Raw genomic sequence first — 23,580 nt, 5'->3', positions numbered from 1 at the left:
TTAGGTCTAGATTATTACTTTTTACGAAGTGCTTCTTGGCACTCAGCAGCATCACAGTAACCGTATAGGTTGAGTGAGTGACCTGTTAAAGTAAAGCCATGCTTTTCAGCGACTTCGTGCTGCTCATGCTCAATCACGTCGTTGCTAAACTCAACCACTTTGTTGCAGTTTTGACAAACGATATGATCATGATGATCGTCTTGCATGATTTCGAAAACAGAATGGTTATTTTCAAAGTGATGGCGCTGAATAATGCCCGCTGCTTCAAACTGCGTTAACACGCGGTAAACAGTTGCTAAACCGACATCTTCACCTTGTTCAAGTAAAGTCTTATAAATATCTTCCGCACTTAAATGGTGTTGCTTTGAATTTTCTAATAGTTCTAATATTTTAATTCGTGGAAGTGTAACTTTAAGTCCAGCTTTGCGTAGATCTTGATTTGAAATTGGCATGTAAAAAGGTCTCTCAACAAATTTAAAGTTAGAATATGCAACAAAGTGTAGATGCAGTATGATCTATCCGTGGCTCAATTGCATCATAATTAATTTGGGATAGTGTAGCAAAATGCAAAAAATCATGTTGGCGTTATTCGTCACTTCACTGCTCGCAGGCTGTTCGACCTTGGGCGTTTATAAAGTTGATATTCCTCAAGGTACGCCATTAACTCAAGCACAAGCGTCAAAAATACAAGTTGGCATGAGCCATCAACAAGTTCGCTTTTTGCTTGGCAGCCCGACAGTTTCAGATCCAATGAATCCGCTACGTTGGGACTATATCTACAATTATACCCCAGGAACGTATGCTAAAAAAGCCAAGATTCCTGCTGCACAAGGTCAACATCTGAAAGTCTATTTCGACCCAAACGGTATTGTGCAAAAAATTGAAGGCTTAGAAACCATTCCTGCATCTCAGCCGGGCTTACCAGCATCGAAAGAAGCGATTCTAAACGCGCCCCCACTATAAAGCCTTATTCTAAAAAAGAAACCCCTCAACTGAGGGGTTTTTCATATCATTTCGATTGTTTTAAGCGATTGCCTTTTGCAAAGCGACCCACAGGATTATTTTGTGCACGTATCCGTCTAATATCTTTAGGATTAATGCTCAAAGATCGGTAAATTTCAACACGATCCCCTACCTGCAAAACCTGTTGAAAGTCTTTCAATCGGACACCAAAGATGCCCAATTGTAAAGGCTCAGGCAATTCGACCTGCGAACCTATACCACTCAGTTGAATTGCGTCTTGTGCCGTCATTCCCTCAGAAAACGGCACACTGATATGAAACTGCTGGTCTGCTGTTACGTAGGCAACCCAGACTTGTTGAAGCATACGCATTAAATCAATTTTCCAAGTACGGCTACAATTGCCAATACAATAGAAACGGGTAATACCACACGCACAGCGATGCGCCAAATATTATAAAAAGCTTCATTACTAAAGTTCATCGACTTACGTAAATGGCTAATTTTCATAATCCAACCAGCAAAAATGGCATAAATCAAACAAATCACTAAGCCCCACAGCATCAGTAAGATGTTAAAGATCGGGCCAGTGGCTGGAATTAACCACACCAACGTTGCAGCCAGCAATACGAGCCACTGAATCACAATATTTAACTGGCGCTGTGCCAACTGCTCACGTGCCATCTGCAACAACACGGCTGCCGCTGCAACCGCAGTTAAAGCAATCGCATACGCAGGTAATGCCGCTTGGACTGCAAAAAATGCAAAAGCAACTACCGCCAAAATTTGTGCAATCCAAATCGGTAAAACAGTCTTGCTTGCAGCATCTTGCTGTTGAACTTGTGCCAAACTATTCTGCCAGTACAGGCCGAGTCCTAAACCACTTGCGACCAAAGCCAATACCGTTGCACTGCCCCATTCTGAAAATTCAACAGGTGTCACCTGCCACTCAGCAGTTCCTGTACCAGAAAGGTTTGCAAGCACTAAGGAAATCAGTACACCGATCGCCGTTAACGCTAAGGTCAATAGACGTGGGGCAAAAGACAACGCGATGGCAACCACGGCCAAAGCAATAAAGATCACGGACGATGTCATATCGGCCAGTGCATATTGATTTAATAGTTGCGCAGCATTAGACAACATGCCGCCCGCTAAAAAAGGAATAAAAACGACAGCAAGCCATCCCACAAGACGCCACGTCTGTGAAGCATCAGCATCACGTGTCAAACTCGACAAAGCATTCAATGCCGTGGTTTTTGAACGCTTGGCTAAAGCAATTTCTAAGTAACACACAGGTAAAGCCAAGATCACCATGGTCACTAACCAAAGTAACCAAAAGTCGAGCTGACGTTCAACCTGAATTCCCACCAAGGGTGCAAGTGTGGCAATGATAATAAATGATAAACAAAATGCCATCAGCGGCGATAACCATCGTGACAGAGCATTGTCTTGCATGATGCGTTCCTTCAATAAGTCTTGCGCTATTTTGCCTTGCTCGCTTATGAAAATCAAAAACAAAAAGCAAACCATCAAAACTGATGATTTGCTGCGCTAAATATAATTAAAATTTATTGTTTTGATCCCTCGTTTGGCTCACTTATGAAAAGAAACGAGCAAACCAATTTTTCCCTTTTTTCTTTTCTTTTTCTTTGATAATGCCCATCATATTTTCTTTTACGGCACCGACATAATCTGCATCATCATGCTGGATATGATTAATCAGCCATTTCGACAACACTTCATGCAGTTCAGCTTCGATTGAATGCCCCAGCTCAAAACGGTCACGATAAGATTCAATTTTTTTAATAAATAAATCATGTACACGTTTGTGGGGTACACGATATTTATAACCCGCCTCTTCTTGGAGAGACTCTTCAAAAGTGAAGTGAGACTGTGTGTAATCAATAATATTTTCTAAAATCTGTTTCACGCGTTCACGGTCAGTATTGACATCAATCGCATCAATTTCATTGATATAATCGAGAATACGACGGTGTTGATCGTCAATCACATCGATACCAGTATTATATTCTGGAACCCACTTCATTATCATTCCGACCACCCAATAAAAATTAATAGATTAATTACATGAATTAATCATATCGACTATAATTAAAAATAAAAGTGAATCAAATTGGTTGGTTTTATACTATTTTCACAAAATTAAACTTAAGTATTTATTTTAAATAAGTAAATAAATTTAAAACCGACCAAAAGAATCAGTTATTATTTAATCGATTTTATTATTTTATAAGTATGCATCAAAATAAAAGCATGTTTTATTTTATTATCAACATGCTTTTATATTCTAATCATTTTAAAATAAATTAATATTGATCTGCTTTAGTAACGCGTTTTAAAGACGGATCTTTGGCTTCTCGGACTAAACGTTCCACATGGGTCATTTGGTGACGGATCGCTTTGCCATATTGAAATAAAATCATTTCCCCTGGTGCAAAGGCTGTCCACGCTTCATTTTGAGTCAACGGTTCGGTAGTAATCACGGCCACGCGATCGTCTACAGTAGTGACTTGGCTAAAATCGACTTCAACATCAATATCGATCAGCTGCGCAGGTTTAAATGGGTACTCACGCACCAACCAATGCAGTTTGGTAATGGCATAACTAAACAGGGCTTGTCCATTCGATAAACAGAAATTGAACGTGCCATGCTCTGCAATTTGTGGAGAAATATCAGTTAATAAATCAAAAACTTGATCTAGACTTGGCTCGGTATAGCCAAATTTATTCACCAGTTGGTCCAGTAAATAGCAAAATGCACGTTCACTGTCGGTATTACCCACTGGGGTAAAGCGTCCTGACAGTACAGGATCAAAGTCATGCAAATCGCCATTATGCGCAAAAATCCACTGTCGTCCCCATAACTCACGGCTAAATGGATGTGAGTTTTCTAAGTTGATTTTTCCTTGTGTCGCTTTGCGGATATGTGCAATCACATTGCGTGATTTGATCGGATAATTACGAATTAATTCAGCAATCGGCGATTCAACTGCAGATTGATTGTCAACGAATAAACGGCAGGCTTTATCCTCAAAAAAAGCTATCCCGAAACCGTCACAGTGGTCTGAAGTAATCCCCGCGCGCTGTGAAAAGCCTCGAAATGAAAAGGTAATATCAGTCGGTGTTGCACAGTTCATTCCGAGCAGTTGGCACATAAGCTTGATCTTATTTAAACATATTTATTGATGATGGTTTTATTGTGCATGAGTCCTGACTGGCTTGCAATTCACAATGCTTCATAACCCGAACACATTCAGGCATAAAACCATTTTTATAAAACGTATAGGCCTAAAAAAAGCCTCCGAAGAGGCTTTCAAAATACTTAGTGTTTACTGCGATTGGTAATCAATGTACCCACACCATGATCGGTGAAAATCTCCAACAGTGTTGCATGTGGCACACGACCATCCACAATATGCGCGCTTACCACACCACCTTTCACCGCATCTAGAGCACAACCCACTTTCGGAATCATCCCGCCGTAAATCACGCCCGTTTCAATGAGACGGTCAACTTCTTGGGTGGTTAGACCCGTGAGCAGGTTTTTATTTTCATCTAAAACACCTGAAATATTGGTCAACAAAATCAGCTTTTCAGCACCTAAAGCTTCAGCCACTTTTCCAGCCACCAAATCCGCGTTGATGTTATAGGTGTTGCCCTCTTCATCCACACCTAAGGGTGCAATCACAGGAATAAAATCACCACTGCTAAACATTTCCAATACATCAGTTTTAACACTGGTCACTTCGCCCACTAGGCCTAGATCAATTTTTTGTACCGTGCCATCTTCCGCAGTTTTTTCCATCAGTAACTTTTGTGCACGCAGTAAATTACCATCTTTACCCGTTAAACCAATGGCACGACCGCCATGTTGGTTAATCAAGTTCACGATGGATTTATTCACACTACCACCCAACACCATTTCAACCACTTCCATGGTCGCTGGATCGGTCACACGCATGCCATCAATACGATCCGACTCACGCCCCAATTGCTTTAAAAACGAATCCACTTGTGGACCGCCGCCATGCACCACGATTGGATTTAAACCGACGGTTTTTAACAAAACGATGTCACGTGCAAACGAGCTCTCAAGCTCAGGATCGGTCATTGCATTGCCACCATATTTCACTACTAGCGTTTTTCCAGCAAAACGTTGAATGTACGGCAAAGCTTCAGTCAGGACTTGTGCTTTGTCGAGGCCAGTATGTTGATGTGGCATGTGCCTCTCCTTAATGGGCGTCTAATAGGTCTTGTGCAATCTGCGGATAATCTGCCGTCAGCATGTGCACAAAGTTATGGCGAATTTGATGGAGCCGCTGATCACTGTCCGCGTCGAAACGTACGGTAAAATACTCGCCCGTATTCGATGCTCGAATAATGCCAAATCCATCCTCAAAATCAAGTCTTACGCCATCAATTTTACTCATTTCCGCTTGAAAGTGCTGACTTTGTTTTTCCACATTCGCTAAAACCAGCGCGGGTGAAATCTGATGGGTGCTAATATAAATATCCTCTGTACTGGCACGTTCTGGGTAGTCTGCCAGTGCTTCCGACAAAGTACATTGCTTCAAGCTTAAGTATTCCAACACACGTAGTGCGGCATATAAACCGTCGTCATAACCAAAACCACGACCATCATTAAACACATAATGCCCTGCATATTCACCGCCAAAAACTGCATGCCCTTCTGATTGCGCCAAATATTTCCGCAAAAAAGAACTGCCTGTGCGAATCATTTTTGGAATACCCTGATGGGCCAGTACTGTATTTCGAACCATGGTGGAACATTTCACATCAAAAACCACTTCATGCTCAGGATGATCGGCCAAACACATATGCGCAAACAAGGACAATAAGCGGTCTGCTGAAATGATTACGCCCTTTTCATCAATCAATACAACACGGTCACCATCACCATCAAAGGCAATACCGATATCGGCATGCTGCTGTTGCACGGCATTTCGTAGCAGATTTAGATGTTTGGCTTGAGAGGGATCGGGGGCATGTTCAGGAAATTCGCCATTGGCCTCACAGCGTAAAGCATACACCTCAGAGCCGAGTTTCTTTAAGACCAAGACGGCACAACGTCCTGCTGAGCCATATAAACCATCCACCACAACTTTATAGGGTCGCGGTTGAGGCATGAGCTGTATATCATTGAGCAATGCCCCCTGATAAGCCAGACAATATTCAGGCACGATCTGATGTGGCAACGTTTGCCAGTTCATCTCTGCATGGCTGTCAAAATATTCATTTGCATCGCGTGCCACCTGTTGGATTGCCTCAGGTAAAGGAGGCTCACCCTGCATAATCCATTTGATCCCATTATCCGACTTCGGATTGTGGCTGGCTGTCACCATAATGCCATTGCCATCAAACTGGCGTGCCGTGTAATACAACACAGGACTAGCACAACATCCGATGATTTGCGCATCTAAGCCCTGTTTAAGACATTCTTTGTAAATAATTTCTGCAAAAGCAGGACTGCTTTGTCTAGCATCATAACCAATGGCTAAACGTGTCTGCCCAGTCTTTAAATATTGAGTTGCGAGCGCTTGTGCAATGGCACGAATCAGCTCAGCACTCATGACATCCAATTTGCCACGGATGTCATAGGCACGAAATATATGTGCAGGAAATTTTGGCTGAAAATCCATAGGTCTAACTTCTAATTTATTCAGATCAACAGCTCTTTCAGCTGTCCTTGTTGTTATGCTTAACGCTGCATTTAATTTTACTAAGGATTCAAAAAAGAGTTGTAACTTTTTATGAACTAAAAATGATCATTCAGCAGTAAAACAACAAAGCCTCTTTCATGGAGAGGCTTTGTTGTTTTACTTTATCACTGAGAGATTAGTTTTGACCAGTATGTCCGAAACCACCTGCACCACGTTCTGTCGCTTCAAATTCATTTACAATATCAAACTGTGCTTGAATCACAGGTACAAGTACATACTGTGCAAGACGTTCACCTGGTTCTAAACTGAAAGCTGTTTGGCTACGGTTCCAAACCGACACCATCAATTCACCTTGATAGTCCGAATCAATTAAACCCACCAAGTTACCCAAAACAATGCCGTGCTTATGACCTAGGCCTGAACGCGGTAAAATTAAACCTGCAAAGTGTGGATCTTCAATATAAATAGATAAACCCGTTTTGACCAAAACAGTTTGTCCCGGTTCAATGACGGTCGCAGCATCGACACATGCACGAAGGTCTAAGCCTGCTGAACCCGTTGTCGCATAAGTTGGCATTGGCCATTCATTGCCTAAACGTGAATCCAACACTTTAACCTGAACTTTCATTCTCTTTTTCCTAGTACAATAAATTTCTAAAACAAAAAAATATTTAGCGCTTAATCAACGCACGTAAATTGTCTAAATAATGCTGCGCTTGTAATTTCGGATCGACATTGCCCGCCAGTTTCTTTTTACGCCCTAGCCATTCCAACTCATCTTGCGGCAACTCATCCAAGAAACGGCTTGGTGTCATTTGCTTCATTTGACCGCCTGCCTTACGTTGTTCTGCAAGCGTGATGGTTAACCCCTGACGGGCACGGGTAATGCCCACGTACATCAGGCGACGCTCTTCCTCAACTGTATCGGCGGCAATCGAGTTTTTATGCGGCAGCAATTCTTCCTCAAGACCAATCAGATAAACATATGGAAACTCAAGACCTTTGGATGCATGCAGCGTCAACAAGTTTACTTTGTCAGTGTCTTCTTCTTCTTGCTGCTGCTCTAACATATCTAGCAACACCATTTTACGAATTACACTTTCAATGTTTTTCTCATCAACATCTTCAGCACGGTTAATCAAACTTTGAATACTGCTATACAGCACTTCAATATTATCTAGCTTGGTTTTTTCCTGTGCAGGCGTCGCCGCAGACTCTTTGACATAGTCGATATAGCCTGCTTCAACCATCATCTTACGGATAATGGGCACAGGTTCATCATCCTCAAGCAACTCACGGGTAAAGGTGGTAATGAAGTCTGCAAACTCCGCCAACTGTGTGGTGGCTTTTTTAGGAATCACCATGGTGAGACGCTGATCACCCGCTGCAGAGAGCAACGACAAATGATTTTCTTGTGCAAACAGACCCAGCTTTTCTAAAGTCACAGGCCCAATGGCACGTTTAGGTGTATTGATAATCCGTAAAAATGCACTGTCATCTTCAGGGTTAATAATGACGCGCAAATAGCTCATCACGTCTTTGATTTCAGCTCGTCCGAAGAACGACTGACCGCCTGATAATTTGTACGGAATCTGCATTTGACGCAGTTGTGTTTCCAGTGCACGTGCTTGGAAATTACCCCGATACAAAATGGCGTAATCTTTCCAATTTTTACCATTCATCAGTTTATGCGTAATTAAGTCTTTCACCACGCGTTCTGACTCATCGTCATCATTGCGGCACGTAATCACTCGAATTACTTCACCATGGCCTTTATCTGACCACAGTTTTTTATCAAAAATATGTGGATTGTTACCAATCACAGTATTGGCCGCTTTCAAAATACGACTGGTCGAACGATAGTTCTGTTCGAGTTTAATCACTTTTAAATTGTGAAAATCCTCATTCAGCAAAGCCATATTTTCAGGCTTGGCACCACGCCATGCGTAGATCGATTGATCATCATCACCCACCGCTGTGAACTGTCCCATCACCCCGACCAGCAATTTCACCAAAATATACTGTGCGGTGTTGGTGTCTTGATACTCATCGACCAATAAATAGCGAATGCGATTTTGCCAGCGCTCACGTACTTCTGCATTTTCTTGTAAAAGACGCGTCGGCATCACGATCAGGTCATCAAAATCGACCGCATTATAGGCACGTAAATTACGCTCATACAGTTGATACAAGTGCGCAAACTGAACATCTTCTGCGGTTTCACAGGTGGTGTGTGCTTGCTCAGGTGGAATCAGATCGTTTTTCCAATCTGAAATCATCTTCATGGCTTTGGCAATCAGTTCTTTACTTTCCGCACCGGATAAATTGTCACGGTGCATCAAGTCCATCAAAATACGCTTACAGTCGTCTGCGTCTAAAATAGAAAAATTATTTTTTAATGGCGTGTGTTTCAGCTCTAAACGCAGCATGTTTAGGCCAAAGGTGTGGAAGGTCGAGACTGAAAGCCCTTTTGCCTCTTCACGTGACAGCAGCTTGGTGACACGTTCTTTCATTTCACGTGCTGCTTTGTTGGTAAACGTCATCGCGGTAATACGATAAGCAGGAATGCCGCAGTGTTTCACCAAGTAGGCAATCTTACGGGTAATCACCGAAGTTTTACCTGAACCAGCCCCTGCAAGTACTAACAAGGGTCCTTGAGTATATTTCATGGCTTCAAGTTGCTTGTCGTTTAATTGACTTGCCAGTGACATAGTCTTTCCTCTATTTCATTCCGAGCTCGATTATAGTCATCTCCGCTACAGATGCATAATGCAAATTCATATTTTAACAGTCATAAAAAAACCACCCGAAGGTGGTTTTTCAGTCTTCAATAAAAATTATTGAATTGCATAGATGCTGATTTCTACACGACGGTTTTGCTCACGGCCTTCAGCAGTCGCGTTAGACGCGATTGGGTTTGCTGAACCTTGACCTTGTGCATTAATACGTGTTGTAGAAACACCTTGAGATGCCAAGTAGCTTGCTACAGATTGTGCACGCGCTTGAGACAGAGGAATGTTGATTGAATCATTACCTGTACTGTCTGTATAACCTGTTACAAGAATACCACTCTTGTTATCTTCAGTTAATGTTTGCGCAACTTTGTTTAAAGTTGAGTAGAAGTTCGGCTTGATGTTTGATTTATTGGTATCAAAAGTAATGTTACCCGGCATAACCAAACCTACAGAACCATCTGGATTACGGTTAACTTCTACACCAGTCCCCGCCATTTGTTGACGAAGTTTCTTCTCTTTGTTGTCAAGGTAAACACCCGTTGCACCACCGACAACTGCGCCAATCGCTGCAGCACGGTTGTTTTGACGGCTCGTGTTTGCGTTTCCTTTAGAAATACCATAACCCGCACCAGCACCAATTAAGGTCCCTAGAGCAGCTTTATCGTATTCTACACCACCAATGTTATTACCAGTGCTTTGACAACCTGTAAGAACCATTGCCCCAACGACTGCGGAAATTGCTAGTGCACGCATCGCATGCCTCCTTCTTTGTGTGTTTTGTTTATAGAACGAATATTGTCGTAAAACGATGATCTAGACCATTGATTTTTTGTTAATAATAAAGCCTTTATTTACAATATGTAATAAAAAATTTCCTTTTCACGGCTTTCTTCGTCACAATTTCTACACAGTTAATGTTTGGTGCTTTTCTATTTGATCATCCCGTACTATATTGACCTTTAGAAAATAGAACGAGTTGCGAAACGCATTATATTTTAGGGTTTATTTTTATGTCATCGCCAAACCAAAAACAACCTTTATTAAAAAAAATCACACGTGGTTTAACTGTTGGTTCAGTCATTACAGGCAGTACTTTTTTTCATGGTCCGCCAGTGCTGGCACTCGGCCTGACCAAACTGTTTAAAAAATCTAAAAAAGTGGATGAGACCAATATTCAAATCACCAACAGCTGGCTGGCTGTGAACAATTATTTAATCGATCATGTCTTGCCCAACACGAAATGGGACATTTCTGTTGATGATGATCTTGAGCTAAGTATGCAGGGTCGTTACCTGATGACTTGCAACCATCAAAGTTGGGTCGACACCACGGTTAACCAATATTTTGGTTTAACCCGTATGCCCCTCACCCGTTTCTTTACCAAGTGGGAACTTATTTTTATTCCATTTGTCGGCCAAGCTTTTAAAATTCTAGGCTTCCCGATGATGAAGCGGCATAGTAAAGAACAAATTGCGAAAAATCCTGCGTTGAAAACACGCGATATGGAAGAGGCACGCAAGTCTTGTGAACAACTGCTTAGCCAACCATTCACCCTGTTAAACTATTTGGAAGGCACGCGTTTTACTCCAGAAAAACATGCACAGCAGCAATCGCCTTATCAAAATTTACTTAAACCGAAAGCGGGTGGCTTGGCCTTAGCCTTAAGTATTTTAGGTAATGACATTGATGCCTTAGTAGATATGACCATTGTCTATCCCGACGGCGCACCTGGCTATAGCGAATTTTGGCTCGGGGAAGTCCCACGGATTGCGGTTAATTTGCGTAAAATTGATATTCCTACATGGGTACTCGCTGGAAACTATGAAGACGATGCTCACTTTCGTGAACAATTCCAACAGTGGGTCGATCAACTTTGGGCTGAAAAAGACCAGTTGATTGAAAAAATGAAAGCCAAATACTCAAAGTCGAATTTAACCCAGTAAGGGTCTATGCATGATGCAGAATAACCAAGTCAAAAAGTCTAAATATCATCAGGTTGATCCACAAAGTTTGTATTTCAAACTGTTTTTGATCTATGACATTTTTATGGTGTTTCTCATCATTTTTAACTTGTTTTGTTTGTGTGCTAATTTTTTTATCATGAGCAATATCGGTGGATGGTTTTTCCATGCCATTCAGCTAGAAAGTGTCTTAAGCTTCTATCGTGAGCATTTGCATCCGTGGGTCATCACCACAGAAGCTTGGTTTATTCTGTTCTTGATTACTGAATTATTGGTGCGTTGGGGCATTGCCATCGTGTATCGACACCATCGTCGCTGGTTTTTCTTTCCCTTCATTCATTGGTACGAAATTTTAGCCATTATTCCTCATTTACGTTTTTTAAGATTATTTCGTGCGGGGGTGATTGCTTTTCGCCTGCATGAGTTGGGCTATAACGTGATTCCTGAGTCGGTACAAGCCAAGGCCAAATTTTACTACCGCGTGGTGATGGAAGAGCTCTCTGACCGCGTCGTGATTACTGTATTGGATGGGGTGAAGCACGAATTAAATACCAGTTCGACCCATAAAAAAATTATCCATGACCTGGTCGATCATCATCGGACTTTATTTGCACAAGCATTGGCTGAAATTTTACAAGAATCTCTCGCCACTGAACTGAAACAACGTCAATATTTTATTGCTCAAAATGTCGGCCTGATTGTGAATCGTGCGATTGAAGATACCCCTGAACTCACCCAATTACTGCGTTTAATCCCAATTGTGGGTGGAAGAATTGAGCAACAAATTCAAAGTATCGGACAACGACTCGGTGAAAACATCACACAAGGTTTACTGGAACCAATGGTGGTGGGAAATCCTGCACAGCCCAATGCCACCTATCGCTTGATAGCTGAAAAAGTCAGTGATTTAAAAATCGATAATCAGTCTTTGGAACAGTTGGTTGAGTCTGTGGTCTATGAAAGTTTGGATGCCATTCGCAAGCAAGTTAAGGTGAAACAGTGGTTAGAAGAGCTTGAAAAAGATGATCAAGCCAAAGAATAAGCATTAAGGTAAAAATATTACAAACGCAGCTAGTGCAATCCTTCATTTTGTTCTAGGATTTGCTCTATTTACAACATCACTTCTTTAGTAAAAAATAAATCTGAGAAGTCTTAAGGAAAAATTATGGCTGATATCCGGATAACTGGCAGAATGGTCAATGCGATTCGCATTACCCTTGACACCAATGATCATGATGCAATCCGACAGCAATTAAGTAAAACATTACAAAATGCATCGACTGCTGGGGCGTTAGTTGTTCTGGAAAGTAGCGTGGAGCAAGAGTTAATTTCCTTGATTCAATTATTGCTGGATCTGGATGTACAGCCAATGGCAGTACAAGAAGGAATTTTGGCTGAACAAGCCCGTGCGATTCAGTTCCCAGTGATTCCGGCCCAAGCTCACGGCATTAGCTCGCAACTTCAAGAAGTCAAAGCAACCAAAGAGCAAGTGGTTGAAGCCCCTGTCCCTGCTGCGACAACTTCTACCAATGCACCAGTTGCGGTAGCACCTGTCATTCGCCATGTGACCTCTTATCATGACGAAATTTTACGTACGGGCCAGTGCTTGGTTCAAAATCAAGGTGATATCATTATTACCGCAGGTATTAACAGTGGTTCAGAAGTGATTGCTTCAGGAAATATACATATTTATGGTAGTGCTCGTGGTAGAGTCATTGCCGGCGCGGGCGGAAACAGCGCTGCACGTATTTTCTGTCATGCTTTAGAAGCTGAATTGGTTTCAATTGCAGGAACTTATTGTGTCGCAGATGATATTCCAGCGCAGCATTTAAAACGCCCAACACATATTTACTTAAATGATCAACAAGAGCTTGTATTTGAAGCGCTTGAATTTTAATGTATAAATAAACACCAAAAGCCCCAAATGATAAATAAGGGGATTTAAACCATAACAGGAGTGGATTCGGTGGCGAAAATTGTTGTCGTAACATCAGGCAAAGGTGGCGTAGGCAAAACTACGACAAGCGCATCTTTTGCAACAGGTTTAGCCTTACGTGGTCACAAAACTGTTGTGATCGATTTTGACGTAGGTTTACGTAACCTTGATTTGATCATGGGTTGTGAACGCCGCGTTGTGTATGATTTTGTCAATGTATTAAATAACGAAGCTCGATTACAACAAGCGCTTATCCGCGATAAAGATATCGAGAATTTATATATTTTACCTGCTTCGCAAACCCGTGATAAAGATGCCTTAACTGATGAAGGCGTAGCACGTGTCATGGATGAGTTGTCACAAGAGTTTGACTACATTATTTGTGACTCACCCGCAGGTATCGAACGCGGTGCAATTTTAGCAATGTACCATGCCGATGAAGCGATTATTGTGACCAACCCTGAAATTTCATCTGTACGTGACTCTGACCGTATTATTGGTATGCTCGACAGCAAAACCAAAAAAGTTGAAATGAATGAAGGTCGTATTCGTAAACACTTGTGTATCACACGTTTCAACCCTGAACGTGCCGATAAACAAGAAATGTTAACCATTGACGACATTTCTAAAGATATTTTACGTGTGCCAACTTTGGGAGTGATTCCTGAATGTAAGAGTGTTTTACAAGCATCGAACGAAGGTAAACCAGTGATTCTCTTTACTGAAGAATCAGCAGGTCAAGCCTATGATGACCTTGTGGCACGTTTCTTAGGTGACGAACGTCCTTACCGTCATATTACGGTGAAGCCTAAAGGCTGGTTAGCACGACTATTTGGAGCGTAGACATGGCAGGATTTTGGAGTAAGCTTTTTAGTAATGATGAAAAACCGTCTAGTGCTCAAACAGCGAAGGATCGTTTGAAAGTCATCGTAGCGTCTGAAAGTGGTTTAGGTAAACGTCTTAGCCAAGACAAAATCGACCAAATGAAGAAAGAAATCATGCAAGTGGTGAATCGCTATGTTCGCGGTGTAGATGAACAGCACATTCAAATGGCTGTACGCTCTGAAGCGAATATTGAAATGCTTGAAATGAATATCAATTTGCCTGAAGAACGTTAATCTGATTTTTGATTAGTCAAGCAAATTGAATCAAGGCAGAATATGCGCAGACACAAGAAAGTATTTTCTTTGTCTCCCATATTTTGCCTTTTTTAATGATTAAACCAGCAAGGAGATTGCTATGGCATTATCTCAGCCAGCAACGTTCAATGAAGAATGGTCAGATGAGCGTGTATTTGCCTACTTAACTCAGCTTCCTCCTGAAGGTGTGAATGGCGATTTTCATGTGTTGTACCATGCATTTAAACACATGCGCCCAAGTGATTATGAGCGACTGCTCACCCAATTTAAAACGGATGGTCGCGACATTAATGCCACCAATCCAGAAGGTCAGCGTATCCATGACGTAATTGCTGCTTATCCACGTCAAGCAGCTCCCTTCTTAGAGGTTTTGGCTAAATTCGCCTAAACCTAGATCTGCTTAATGCGCATGATCTACAAATGCCAGTTCATTCCTAGGAGACTGGCATTTTTTATGACTGTAAAAACCACATCCAAAGTGGAAAAGTCAAACCGAAACACAAAGTTTGCAAACTAATGATTGCTGCCATGAGTTGACTGTCCCCTTGAAAATATTTGGTCAGGACATAGGCTGCTGAAGCCGTTGGGAGCGAGAAGAATACCACTACAATCATGGTTTTAAATGTTGCTAAACCAAATAAAAGACAGCCTACATAGGCTAAAATAGGCACCAAGATTAAACGTCCCAAAGTGTTTAAAATTAGCGCTCGGCCAGCATATTTTAACGCATCAAACTGGAGTGCAGCGCCCACACACAATAGCCCAAGCGGGAGGCTCATCCCTGCTACCAGCTTTAAAGATTGGCTAATGCTCTCGGGCAAATGCATACCTGAAAAATTAAAAATGAGCCCAACCAGACAAGCCAGAATCAGCGGATTTTTCGCAACCGACCACGCAATATTTTTATAAGATAGTCCCTGCCCTTGAGAAAAACCAAGTACGGACAGTACATTCACCAAAGGAATGACAAAGGCAATAATCATGGCAAAGACTTGCATCCCCGCAGCGCCAAAAATCAAAGCCATACTGGTCAAACCAATATAAGTATTGAAGCGAATATGACTCTGTAAATAGACGCCAAATTGCGCCACAGGCGTACCATATACTGCTTTTAATACCCACAGCACCACACTCATCAGCAAGGTCACAGTAAAGACCACAGCAAGCGCTGGCAGGACTTGCCCGACATTAAAATGAACGGTGGCTAGACTACTGAACAGCAAAACAGGAAATAAAATCCAATAATTCAGTCTTTCAGCACCTTGCCAAAATTCCACCGTTAAAAAGCGATACCGCTTTAATACATACCCCATGGCAATGAGTACCACCAATGGAATTAATGCATCAATAATTTGCATGACTGGATGCCTAAACTGAATGATTAAGAAAAAGCCTGCAATCCGCAGGCTTTCTTTTTTAAACTAAAATTTCTCGCTTACCGTTCGCACCTTGCGCACTCACGATCCCGTTTTCTTCCATTTGGTCGACAATTCGTGCGGCACGGTTATAACCCAAACTAAACTTACGTTGTAGCGAGGACACCGAAACCTTGCGTGTTTCCAATACAAAGGATACGCACTGGTCATAAAGTGCATCACGGTTTGGATCGCCATCACCATCTTCAAAACCACGAGAACTTGGCTCTTCATCATATGGCGTTAGGATTTCATCAACATAATTTGGCGAGCCACGTTCACGCCAAGCATCACAGATGCGGTTGACTTCATCATCGGCAATAAAGGCACCATGTACACGTTCAGGTTCAATTTTACCCGGCCCTAAGAACAACATATCACCATGACCCAGTAAGTCTTCCGCCCCACCAGCATCCAAAATCGTGCGTGAGTCAATTTTTGAGTTCACACGTAAAGCCACACGTGTTGGGATATTGGCTTTAATCAGACCCGTAATTACATCGACCGATGGACGCTGCGTTGCAAGTAACAAATGAATGCCTGCGGCACGTGACTTTTGTGCCAAACGCGTAATCATTTCTTCAGCTTTCTTACCGACCTGCATAATCATATCGGCAAATTCATCCGCCACAATCACAATCGATGGTAATGGGGTCAAACGTGGTGCACGCTCACCGGCAACCGAATCACTGGCTTTCCAGGTCGGATCAATCAGCTCTTCGCCATTGGCAATCGCTTCTTCCACTTTACGGTTATAGTCCGCTAGCTTACGAATTTTTAAGAAAGACATCAGCTTATAACGGCGTTCCATTTCATTCACACACCAGTTCAAGGCATTGACTGCATCTTTCATGTCCGTGACCACAGGGGTGAGCAAATGTGGAATATCGTTATAGTTAGCGAGCTCTAACTGTTTCGGGTCAATCAAAATTAAACGTAACTCATTCGGCGTATATTTCAACAACATCGATAAAATCATCGAGTTCACTGCCACCGATTTACCTGAACCTGTGGTGCCTGCAACCAGCATATGCGGCGCTTTACCTAAGTCAGCAATGACAGGATTACCTGAAATATCTTTGCCCATTGCCATCGAAAGAATGCTATTCGGATCGGTAAAAGCAGGAATAGTCAACAACTCGATTAAACGCACCATTTCACGTGTGCTATTCGGCACTTCAATCCCGATATACGGTTTACCCGGAATAACTTCAACCACACGTACAGATGCCATGGACATTGAACGCGCAAGGTCACGGGAAATATTGGTCACTTTAGAGGCTTTCACACCTGGTGCTAAATCCAACTCAAAACGAGTTACCACAGGCCCCGGCTGTGCTTCGACTACTTTAGCCTTGACATTAAATTCTTGTAGCTTAATTTCAAGCAATTCAGATAAACGCGCCAACTGCTCAGCGGTGAAATTGACTTTTTTATTCAGGTCAACTTCATCCAGTAAGTCTAATCCTGGCAGCGGTGATAAATCACGACGACGTTCTGCTACTTGCATGGACAACGACATTGGACGGCCTGATGCATCCGTCAGTGGCGCATCAAAATCGAAGTCGTCTTCTTCTTGCGGTTTTCCAGCGGTGTCCTGCCATGCTTCAATAAACGCTTCTTTGGACAAAACTTCTTTGGCTACAGCCGCTGTAGCACTTGTGCTTGCGGTATTATGATGCTGGATAGGTGCTTGTACAAAAGCAGATGACTGCGCATAACTACTGCTGGTGCGTACATCTGAAGCAGCAACTTTCTGCTCCGACCAATCTTCAGCAAGGAATTCGTCTAAATCATCCAATTCATCAAGCTGTGCTTTTGCAATTCCACTCGGCGCTGGTTGAAAGGCAACTGGACTCACAGCAGCATTTAAGGTTGCAACCTCGGCTACCGCAATTGGATCTTCAACCACATGTAAATGAGACACCGGTTCAGGCGTATTGAAGGGGCTGTGAACATCCGTTGCTGTTTTGCCATTGGGTACGGCAGCAAGCAGCTCGTCAAAGATTTCATCATCATCCCAATCAACATTTTTCTTCTGTGCAGGAGCATCGTCTTGGAAATAATGAGGATCAGCAATTGGCGCTGTATGATCTTGCACCACTGCTTGAAAATGTTGTTCTTGACTAAATGGGCGATCTTCTTCGGCAGCACGAAGTAAAGCATCAATATCATTTTTATGGCGTTGATCTTCACCTGAGTTTAATGCACGCCACACTTCCCCTGTCGCCACCACGCGTTGACTGTCTTGTTCTAATTGGTGCGCTTTTTCTATAGTCCGCTCAAGCTCTACTTCATCATCCACATCCACCTGTTTTTCTTGAACACGTTGCTCTTTGGCCACCATGTCATTAAACAAATGCTCTGCTGAATAGTCGCGCTGAGGTGCTTTAACTGATGCCTCTTGCACGGCTGGTGCCTCGACCAATTCGGTCTCTTCAACACTCTTTTTCGGTGCCGTTGCAATCACTTCTTTTTTGACGCTTGGCGTCGTACGATCAAAGGCAGACTCGCTTTCAGGCACATTACGGTAAAATAAATCTTGTAAATAAGCAGGAGTTGCTTTGAGGGTCGCGAAAGTACGGTTCCATTTGATACCGAAAGCCAAGGTCAATAAGACCACGGTAAACACGACCAAAAATAAGGTTGCACCGTAAATGGTTAAAATCTGCGACAAACTTTGTCCCAGTTCATAACCAATAATGCCGCCAGAGGCATTGTCTAAAGTGTCCGCTGGAACTTTCCAAAACAAGAACAGTAAGCTGGCGGTTGCAAGCAAAATAAAGAATTGTGCCGCATAACGAAATGGGCGGTTTAAAAAACTATGCGGCCACCAGACTTGAATGGCTTCAATGAACAAAAACACAGGAATAAGTAGACTTGCCCAGCCTAAAAAACCGAACAGTAAGTCAGCAATCCACGCCCCTGCAACGCCACTGGCATTCGAGACTTGCAAAGTATCACTTGATATATGCATCCAGCCCGGATCAAATGGGGTATAGGTCACGGTAGCAAGGAACAAATAAATGCCAAACGAGACTAAAAATAATGTCATTAATAAGCGCTGTGCATAAGCACCCGACACCTCAGTCATATACTGTCCTGTAACAAATTCTTCATTAATGTTTTTGTTCGAAACCTAAAGCAAAAGTTTCACAATAAACGTCATATTATGCACCTCTTCTTTATAAAAAGATGCACTATTCTTAAATGCTTTATGTATAGCGAGCAGATGATTTTTCCACTTTTTCCCGCTCTACACCGCATATTTCTTCTATATAGCTCAAATCGATTTGATTGATCAATAATATCGACATTGAACTCACACAACTGTTATAGAGTTTCACGTATAATTCCACAAATTTCTAAATAAAAAAAGGATTCTACGTATGAGCGCTCGTCACTCACGTTTGATTATTCTCGGTTCAGGCCCTGCGGGTTACAGCGCTGCGGTATATGCTGCACGTGCCAACTTAAAGCCGACATTGATTGCGGGTATCCAACTCGGTGGTCAGCTAACGACAACGACTGAAGTCGATAACTGGCCGGGTGACCCTGAAGGCTTAACAGGTCCTGCACTGATGGAACGTATGCAAGCGCATGCTGAACGCTTTGGTACTGAAATCATCTACGATCATATCAATGAAGTCGATCTTTCTGTACGTCCATTTGTACTCAAAGGTGACATGGATGAGTTCACTTGTGATGCACTGATTATTGCCACAGGTGCAACCGCTCAGTACTTAGGTCTTGAGTCTGAAGCTGCTTTTATGGGCCAAGGCGTGAGCGCATGTGCAACCTGTGATGGTTTCTTCTACAAAAACCAAAAAGTCATGGTTGTGGGTGGCGGTAATACTGCCGTTGAAGAAGCACTATATTTGTCTAACATTGCATCGCATGTGACTTTGGTTCACCGTCGTGACTCATTGCGTTCTGAAAAGATCCTTCAAGATCATTTATTTGAAAAAGAAAAAGAAGGCAAAATTAGCATCATTTGGAATCACCAAGTAGATGAGGTTTTAGGTGACAACACAGGAGTAACCGCAGTTCGCTTAAAATCAACTCAAGACGAATCTACACAAGATATTGATGTTCAAGGTTTGTTTGTTGCAATTGGCCACAAACCAAACAGCGCAATGTTCGATGGTCAATTGAACTTACGTGATGGCTATATCCAAGTTCAAAGCGGTACATCTGGTAATGCCACAGCTGCTTCTGTCGCTGGTGTATTCGCAGCAGGTGACATTGCTGATAGCGTTTATCGTCAAGCGATCACTTCAGCGGGTTCTGGCTGTATGGCTGCGCTAGATGCGGAAAAGTATTTGGATGCTTTAGGCGAATAATCTGAGCCTTGAAAAAGACCGCCTTCCATAGGCGGTTTTTTTATGTATGATCTTAAAGTCATTTTTTTATCATACACACACCTCTATGCAGCAGTTACCACCTTCTGAGTATATCTTTCCCGATCCGCTTGAAGTTGACCCTGAGGGTGAAGGCTTAATTTGTATCGGTGCAGACCTCTCCCCTTCTACCCTGTTTGAAGCCTATACCCATGGTTTATTTCCATGGTTCTCAACAGGTGAGCCCATTTGCTGGTGGTGCCCCGAGCCGCGTTGCATCATTCGCCCGCAGGATTATCAGCCCAGTAAAACCCTCATTCGGAGCATGAAAAAGCAAGATTATCGCATCACCATCAATCAAGCTTTTGAACGGGTGATCCGTGCCTGCTCACTGCCACGCAGCTATGCTGATGACACGTGGATCAGTGATGATATTATTGATGGCTACTGCGCAATGTTTGATGCTGGTTATGGCTATAGCGTTGAAGTTTGGGATCAAACACGCTTGGTTGGTGGACTATACGGCATCAGCATTGGACACGGCTGTTTTGGGGAGTCCATGTTCAGTACCGAAACGGATGTCTCAAAAATGGCATTTTATACGCTGATGTTGATTGGCCGTGAAAATAAGCTGCCTTGGATCGACTGCCAATTGGTCAATGATCATCTTTTAAGCCTCGGTGCTTGTACACTTTCTCGGCAAACCTACTTAAAATCGTTACAAGATGTTGTAAATCAACCCGCTATCGATTGGAAAATGTATCAGGAGGGTGTATTTTCAAGTAAAACAATAGCGCAAAATGCGCGACTGACTGAATAAAGAATAATAGAGGGATTTATCATGAATTCGTATCACCCGAAGTCCCTACTGAATGATTTACAGTATTACATCACGCCACCGCATGACTGCAGCTATCTAGAAAAAAAGTCAGCCCGGATGGTATTTCTCGATCCCGCACATCGTATTGATGTGGTCACGCTGTCCGAACTTTCTCGCGTAGGTTTTCGCCGGAGTGGTGATTTTGTCTACCGCCCAGAGTGTCATCTGTGTCGACAGTGTCTGTCTAGCCGCGTACCTGTACGCGAATTTAAGATGAACAGCAGTCAAAAAAAAGCATGGAAACGCAATCAAGATCTCACTTTAAAAATTACCCGCACTGCGGATGCCACCAAAAAACATTATGACTTATATGAGCGTTATATCTTTAAACGCCATGCCGATGGAGACATGTTCCCACCTAGCCGCGATCAGTTTGATAAATTCCTCGTGCATAGCTGTACCGAGAGCTTTTTCTTAGAGCTGTGGAAAGAAGACCAACTCATCTGTGTTTCGACCTGCGACCCTTTAGATGATGGCTTATCTGCGGTTTATACTTTTTTTGATCCCGATGAAAACAAACGCTCACTCGGCACTTTCGCCATTTTAAAACAAATCGAGCTAGCAAAAGCACGCGCTTTGCAGTTTGTGTATTTGGGCTATTGGGTACCACACTCAGAAAAAATGAACTACAAATCGCAGTATTTACCGCTAGAGTTACTGATTGATGGTCAGTGGCGCAGACTCAATCATAGCCTGAGCAGCGAGGAAGTGCAGCAACTGGGAAACTCCTTAATGACCACCCTACCTTCGGGGTGGAATAACGCCATTATTAAATAATGGCGTTATACAGAAGCTTAACTGTTCTCTCATTTAAACAACTCGGAAAAGTCATCACTACATGATTTCACCATAATAATGGCATGCTCACGACCACCATCTGGTTTAGGATAATAGTTTTTACGCAAATCAATTTGATGAAAACCGGACTTTTCATACAAGGCAATGGCCGCCTGATTGCTCTCACGGACTTCTAAGAACACTTGTATTGGGTTGTTTTTGAGTTGTGCCAGTGAGGCATCTAATAACTTATAACCCAACCCTTTACCTTGCTGGCTTGGATGAATGGCCATCAACAATAAATTGGCCTCATCAAGAACGGGCTGGAGGATACAAAAGCCTACCACCTGCCCTGCCTGTTCAATCACGGTACTGTGATAAGACTGCATGGACTCTTGGAACTGTTGTAGGCTCCAAGGATGGGTTTGAACTAAATTTTCAATCTGCGCAACTTGGCTTAAGTCCGCAGCTTGCATTAAACGAATCATCTTCGTTTATCTTTCTAAAATGTGGAGGTCACAGTATAAAAAATTTGTGCTAAAAACCGAACAAAAAAAAGAGTGATTTACATCGCTCAAAGAGCCAAAACTGCTTAAAAACCTAATTTTAGCTTCCACTTCTCAAGTAAAGCGTCGGTGTCGTGATGATTAGGATGAAAACCCGGTTTAAAGTACATGATCATTTCACGAGCCATACCGGTAATAATTCCTTTCGATGGACTATATGCATAGGTATAAATATCCTTCAACGCTGCCCTATTCAGTTGTTTATCTTGCTTTAATAACCGAAATACAAAGTACGACTGTACACAAAATAAAATGGCCATGGCTGCAACCAGTGATCCCGTTCGTAGTAGATAGGATTTGACTCCCTTTCCAAAAACTCCCTCAAACACATCATAAGCCACAGCTTTGTGCTCATTTTCTTCAATAGCATGCCATAACCACATGGTTTTCATGGTTTCATCGCTCATCAGCTCTTGAATGTGGTTATTGACCAACAATTGAGAAGCAATAGTTGCAGTAAAATGCTCCAGCGCGGTGGTAGCGGTTAAATCCACCATCTCTTGAGTAATACCCACAGGCTTGCCTAGAAAAGCAAACACTTTACGTGTGGCTTGAATTGCACGATCCGTATAGCGGTCAAGTGTTGCAACATCGTGCCCATACTTTTGTGCCGACGCATTAAAACCTTCATGCTCTTGTGTGTGCATCGCTTCTTGACCAATGAAGGCTGAAATCTCTTTTTGTAATTCGGCATTGTCTTTGATTGAGGGATGCTGTCTGACCGCACGAACACTATCGATAAAAAACATTTCACCTGCTGGAAAGAGTGCTGACAGCGCGGTCATAAAATGGGTCAATCCAGCTGAACCATTCATCCAATATTCAGGTACGCTTTCAAACTCAAAGTTCATCCGACGTACAGGGAAACTCGCGCCCGCACGATTGGTGATTTTTACCTTCGCATTCATCTTTCTGCTCCTATGAATATCCTGAAGACATCCACTGTTTATAGTTGTTTTCGTCTTTTTATCTTACGTGATTGGGCTCCGCCCATAAGTGCAGTTAGGGTCAGCAAAATATCAGTTTAGGACAGTTTTCGGGGTGGATTGTTAGACAATTTAGTGTGCGTAAAGTTCTACGCTATTTTTAGGATGAACACTAAAGCATGCTGTATCTTGCCCTAAAATAATCACTTAATTGCTAAGATGAAGAAATAAAAAAAGCGCCCC

Annotated in this window: 24 protein-coding genes; 10 read left to right on the top strand and 14 right to left on the bottom strand. The window is 42.5% G+C overall.

Annotated elements, in window-relative coordinates; genetic code table 11:
- Positions 1–14 precede the first annotated feature (14 nt).
- Entirely contained in the window at positions 15–452 is a 438-nt protein-coding gene (gene fur / locus AC4MC0_RS03345) for a ferric iron uptake transcriptional regulator (RefSeq protein WP_005400156.1), read from the bottom strand.
- A 112-nt stretch (positions 453–564) separates the two neighbouring features.
- Between fur and AC4MC0_RS03340 the strand changes: the two genes are divergently transcribed.
- A complete protein-coding gene (locus AC4MC0_RS03340) occupies positions 565–963 on the top strand; it encodes an outer membrane protein assembly factor BamE (RefSeq protein ID WP_004694868.1) in 399 nt (132 codons plus the stop codon).
- A gap of 46 nt (positions 964–1,009) precedes the next feature.
- On the opposite strand, the gene AC4MC0_RS03335 is transcribed toward AC4MC0_RS03340, so the two are convergent.
- The 9 genes from AC4MC0_RS03335 to AC4MC0_RS03295 form a co-directional block, all read right to left on the bottom strand.
- Complete coding sequence (locus AC4MC0_RS03335; RefSeq protein ID WP_005400158.1) at positions 1,010–1,333, bottom strand: RnfH family protein; 324 nt, start codon at positions 1,331–1,333, stop codon at positions 1,010–1,012.
- Positions 1,333–2,415, bottom strand: coding sequence for a hypothetical protein (locus AC4MC0_RS03330; RefSeq protein ID WP_491887274.1), 1,083 nt, complete (start codon positions 2,413–2,415; stop codon positions 1,333–1,335). The genes AC4MC0_RS03335 and AC4MC0_RS03330 overlap by 1 nt, the downstream gene beginning before the upstream one ends.
- A gap of 142 nt (positions 2,416–2,557) precedes the next feature.
- Positions 2,558–3,013 carry a bacteriohemerythrin gene (locus tag AC4MC0_RS03325; protein ID WP_005400160.1) on the bottom strand — a complete coding sequence of 152 codons (456 nt, stop codon included), beginning with the start codon at positions 3,011–3,013 and terminating at the stop codon, positions 2,558–2,560.
- 274 nt (positions 3,014–3,287) lie between these two features.
- Positions 3,288–4,136 (bottom strand): class II glutamine amidotransferase, encoded by an 849-nt coding sequence (locus AC4MC0_RS03320; protein ID WP_491887273.1) that lies wholly within the window; start codon positions 4,134–4,136, stop codon positions 3,288–3,290.
- Between the two features lie 167 nt (positions 4,137–4,303).
- Positions 4,304–5,203 (bottom strand): acetylglutamate kinase, encoded by a 900-nt coding sequence (gene argB, locus AC4MC0_RS03315; protein WP_086208205.1) that lies wholly within the window; start codon positions 5,201–5,203, stop codon positions 4,304–4,306.
- Positions 5,204–5,213: 10 nt separating this feature from the next.
- Complete coding sequence (locus AC4MC0_RS03310) at positions 5,214–6,641, bottom strand: phosphomannomutase/phosphoglucomutase (RefSeq protein ID WP_335999411.1); 1,428 nt, start codon at positions 6,639–6,641, stop codon at positions 5,214–5,216.
- 196 nt (positions 6,642–6,837) lie between these two features.
- On the bottom strand, positions 6,838–7,290 hold the full coding sequence (gene dut, locus AC4MC0_RS03305) for a dUTP diphosphatase (protein WP_004694889.1): 453 nt from the start codon (positions 7,288–7,290) through the stop codon (positions 6,838–6,840).
- 43 nt (positions 7,291–7,333) lie between these two features.
- Complete coding sequence (locus tag AC4MC0_RS03300; protein ID WP_004694892.1) at positions 7,334–9,373, bottom strand: UvrD-helicase domain-containing protein; 2,040 nt, start codon at positions 9,371–9,373, stop codon at positions 7,334–7,336.
- A 126-nt stretch (positions 9,374–9,499) separates the two neighbouring features.
- Positions 9,500–10,150, bottom strand: a complete 651-nt coding sequence (locus tag AC4MC0_RS03295) for a YiaD family glycine zipper/OmpA-like lipoprotein (protein WP_201704212.1) — start codon at positions 10,148–10,150, stop codon at positions 9,500–9,502.
- A gap of 257 nt (positions 10,151–10,407) precedes the next feature.
- On the opposite strand from AC4MC0_RS03295, the gene yihG reads away from it, so the two are divergent.
- From yihG to AC4MC0_RS03265, 6 genes are all read left to right on the top strand, one after another.
- Positions 10,408–11,340, top strand: coding sequence for a 1-acylglycerol-3-phosphate O-acyltransferase, YihG family (gene yihG, locus AC4MC0_RS03290; protein ID WP_335999406.1), 933 nt, complete (start codon positions 10,408–10,410; stop codon positions 11,338–11,340).
- Between the two features lie 10 nt (positions 11,341–11,350).
- A complete protein-coding gene (locus AC4MC0_RS03285) occupies positions 11,351–12,400 on the top strand; it encodes a preprotein translocase subunit SecA (protein WP_418655269.1) in 1,050 nt (349 codons plus the stop codon).
- 123 nt (positions 12,401–12,523) lie between these two features.
- Entirely contained in the window at positions 12,524–13,255 is a 732-nt protein-coding gene (gene minC, locus AC4MC0_RS03280; protein WP_335999404.1) for a septum site-determining protein MinC, read from the top strand.
- Positions 13,256–13,324: 69 nt separating this feature from the next.
- The gene (minD, locus tag AC4MC0_RS03275; RefSeq protein WP_039889843.1) at positions 13,325–14,137 is read left to right on the top strand and encodes a septum site-determining protein MinD; all 813 of its coding nucleotides are present in this window, start codon (positions 13,325–13,327) and stop codon (positions 14,135–14,137) included.
- A 2-nt stretch (positions 14,138–14,139) separates the two neighbouring features.
- Positions 14,140–14,412 (top strand): cell division topological specificity factor MinE, encoded by a 273-nt coding sequence (gene minE / locus AC4MC0_RS03270; protein ID WP_004694905.1) that lies wholly within the window; start codon positions 14,140–14,142, stop codon positions 14,410–14,412.
- Positions 14,413–14,533: 121 nt separating this feature from the next.
- On the top strand, positions 14,534–14,821 hold the full coding sequence (locus AC4MC0_RS03265; RefSeq protein ID WP_004694907.1) for a PA4642 family protein: 288 nt from the start codon (positions 14,534–14,536) through the stop codon (positions 14,819–14,821).
- Between the two features lie 64 nt (positions 14,822–14,885).
- On the opposite strand, the gene AC4MC0_RS03260 is transcribed toward AC4MC0_RS03265, so the two are convergent.
- The gene (locus AC4MC0_RS03260; protein WP_335999399.1) at positions 14,886–15,791 is read right to left on the bottom strand and encodes an AEC family transporter; all 906 of its coding nucleotides are present in this window, start codon (positions 15,789–15,791) and stop codon (positions 14,886–14,888) included.
- Positions 15,792–15,849: 58 nt separating this feature from the next.
- Positions 15,850–18,942: a DNA translocase FtsK gene (locus AC4MC0_RS03255; RefSeq protein WP_333640507.1), complete on the bottom strand. Its 3,093-nt coding sequence runs from the start codon at positions 18,940–18,942 to the stop codon at positions 15,850–15,852.
- A 295-nt stretch (positions 18,943–19,237) separates the two neighbouring features.
- Here AC4MC0_RS03255 and trxB point away from each other — a divergent pair, with 295 nt between their 5' ends.
- From trxB to AC4MC0_RS03240, 3 genes are all read left to right on the top strand, one after another.
- Positions 19,238–20,191, top strand: a complete 954-nt coding sequence (gene trxB / locus AC4MC0_RS03250) for a thioredoxin-disulfide reductase (RefSeq protein ID WP_004694912.1) — start codon at positions 19,238–19,240, stop codon at positions 20,189–20,191.
- A gap of 85 nt (positions 20,192–20,276) precedes the next feature.
- Entirely contained in the window at positions 20,277–21,008 is a 732-nt protein-coding gene (gene aat / locus AC4MC0_RS03245; protein ID WP_234965346.1) for a leucyl/phenylalanyl-tRNA--protein transferase, read from the top strand.
- A gap of 21 nt (positions 21,009–21,029) precedes the next feature.
- The gene (locus AC4MC0_RS03240) at positions 21,030–21,845 is read left to right on the top strand and encodes an arginyltransferase (RefSeq protein ID WP_004694916.1); all 816 of its coding nucleotides are present in this window, start codon (positions 21,030–21,032) and stop codon (positions 21,843–21,845) included.
- Between the two features lie 29 nt (positions 21,846–21,874).
- Here the strand turns inward: AC4MC0_RS03240 and rimI are convergent, their stop codons facing one another.
- Together rimI and AC4MC0_RS03230 are read right to left on the bottom strand one after the other, a co-directional pair.
- Positions 21,875–22,333 (bottom strand): ribosomal protein S18-alanine N-acetyltransferase, encoded by a 459-nt coding sequence (gene rimI, locus AC4MC0_RS03235; RefSeq protein WP_234303989.1) that lies wholly within the window; start codon positions 22,331–22,333, stop codon positions 21,875–21,877.
- A gap of 104 nt (positions 22,334–22,437) precedes the next feature.
- Positions 22,438–23,319, bottom strand: a complete 882-nt coding sequence (locus AC4MC0_RS03230; protein ID WP_335999390.1) for a metal-dependent hydrolase — start codon at positions 23,317–23,319, stop codon at positions 22,438–22,440.
- Positions 23,320–23,580 lie beyond the last annotated feature (261 nt).

It is taken from the genome of Acinetobacter sp. CAU_H_S139_7, assembly GCF_058599305.1.
Note: the sequence above shows the minus strand (reverse complement) of the source record. Positions and strands in the feature narration are given on the sequence as shown.

Coding starts and splice junctions, on each gene's coding strand:
- minC (WP_335999404.1), top strand. CDS start 12,524: ATGGCTGATATCCGGATAACTGGCAGAATGGTCAATGCGATTCGCATT.
- yihG (WP_335999406.1), top strand. CDS start 10,408: ATGTCATCGCCAAACCAAAAACAACCTTTATTAAAAAAAATCACACGT.
- dut (WP_004694889.1), bottom strand. CDS start 7,290: ATGAAAGTTCAGGTTAAAGTGTTGGATTCACGTTTAGGCAATGAATGG.
- AC4MC0_RS03320 (WP_491887273.1), bottom strand. CDS start 4,136: ATGTGCCAACTGCTCGGAATGAACTGTGCAACACCGACTGATATTACC.
- AC4MC0_RS03325 (WP_005400160.1), bottom strand. CDS start 3,013: ATGATAATGAAGTGGGTTCCAGAATATAATACTGGTATCGATGTGATT.
- AC4MC0_RS03300 (WP_004694892.1), bottom strand. CDS start 9,373: ATGTCACTGGCAAGTCAATTAAACGACAAGCAACTTGAAGCCATGAAA.
- argB (WP_086208205.1), bottom strand. CDS start 5,203: ATGCCACATCAACATACTGGCCTCGACAAAGCACAAGTCCTGACTGAA.
- trxB (WP_004694912.1), top strand. CDS start 19,238: ATGAGCGCTCGTCACTCACGTTTGATTATTCTCGGTTCAGGCCCTGCG.
- AC4MC0_RS03240 (WP_004694916.1), top strand. CDS start 21,030: ATGAATTCGTATCACCCGAAGTCCCTACTGAATGATTTACAGTATTAC.
- AC4MC0_RS03310 (WP_335999411.1), bottom strand. CDS start 6,641: ATGGATTTTCAGCCAAAATTTCCTGCACATATATTTCGTGCCTATGAC.
- AC4MC0_RS03230 (WP_335999390.1), bottom strand. CDS start 23,319: ATGAATGCGAAGGTAAAAATCACCAATCGTGCGGGCGCGAGTTTCCCT.
- AC4MC0_RS03335 (WP_005400158.1), bottom strand. CDS start 1,333: ATGCGTATGCTTCAACAAGTCTGGGTTGCCTACGTAACAGCAGACCAG.
- AC4MC0_RS03330 (WP_491887274.1), bottom strand. CDS start 2,415: ATGCAAGACAATGCTCTGTCACGATGGTTATCGCCGCTGATGGCATTT.
- AC4MC0_RS03340 (WP_004694868.1), top strand. CDS start 565: ATGCAAAAAATCATGTTGGCGTTATTCGTCACTTCACTGCTCGCAGGC.
- fur (WP_005400156.1), bottom strand. CDS start 452: ATGCCAATTTCAAATCAAGATCTACGCAAAGCTGGACTTAAAGTTACA.
- aat (WP_234965346.1), top strand. CDS start 20,277: ATGCAGCAGTTACCACCTTCTGAGTATATCTTTCCCGATCCGCTTGAA.
- AC4MC0_RS03255 (WP_333640507.1), bottom strand. CDS start 18,942: ATGACTGAGGTGTCGGGTGCTTATGCACAGCGCTTATTAATGACATTA.
- AC4MC0_RS03260 (WP_335999399.1), bottom strand. CDS start 15,791: ATGCAAATTATTGATGCATTAATTCCATTGGTGGTACTCATTGCCATG.
- rimI (WP_234303989.1), bottom strand. CDS start 22,333: ATGATTCGTTTAATGCAAGCTGCGGACTTAAGCCAAGTTGCGCAGATT.
- minE (WP_004694905.1), top strand. CDS start 14,140: ATGGCAGGATTTTGGAGTAAGCTTTTTAGTAATGATGAAAAACCGTCT.
- AC4MC0_RS03295 (WP_201704212.1), bottom strand. CDS start 10,150: ATGCGTGCACTAGCAATTTCCGCAGTCGTTGGGGCAATGGTTCTTACA.
- AC4MC0_RS03265 (WP_004694907.1), top strand. CDS start 14,534: ATGGCATTATCTCAGCCAGCAACGTTCAATGAAGAATGGTCAGATGAG.
- AC4MC0_RS03285 (WP_418655269.1), top strand. CDS start 11,351: ATGATGCAGAATAACCAAGTCAAAAAGTCTAAATATCATCAGGTTGAT.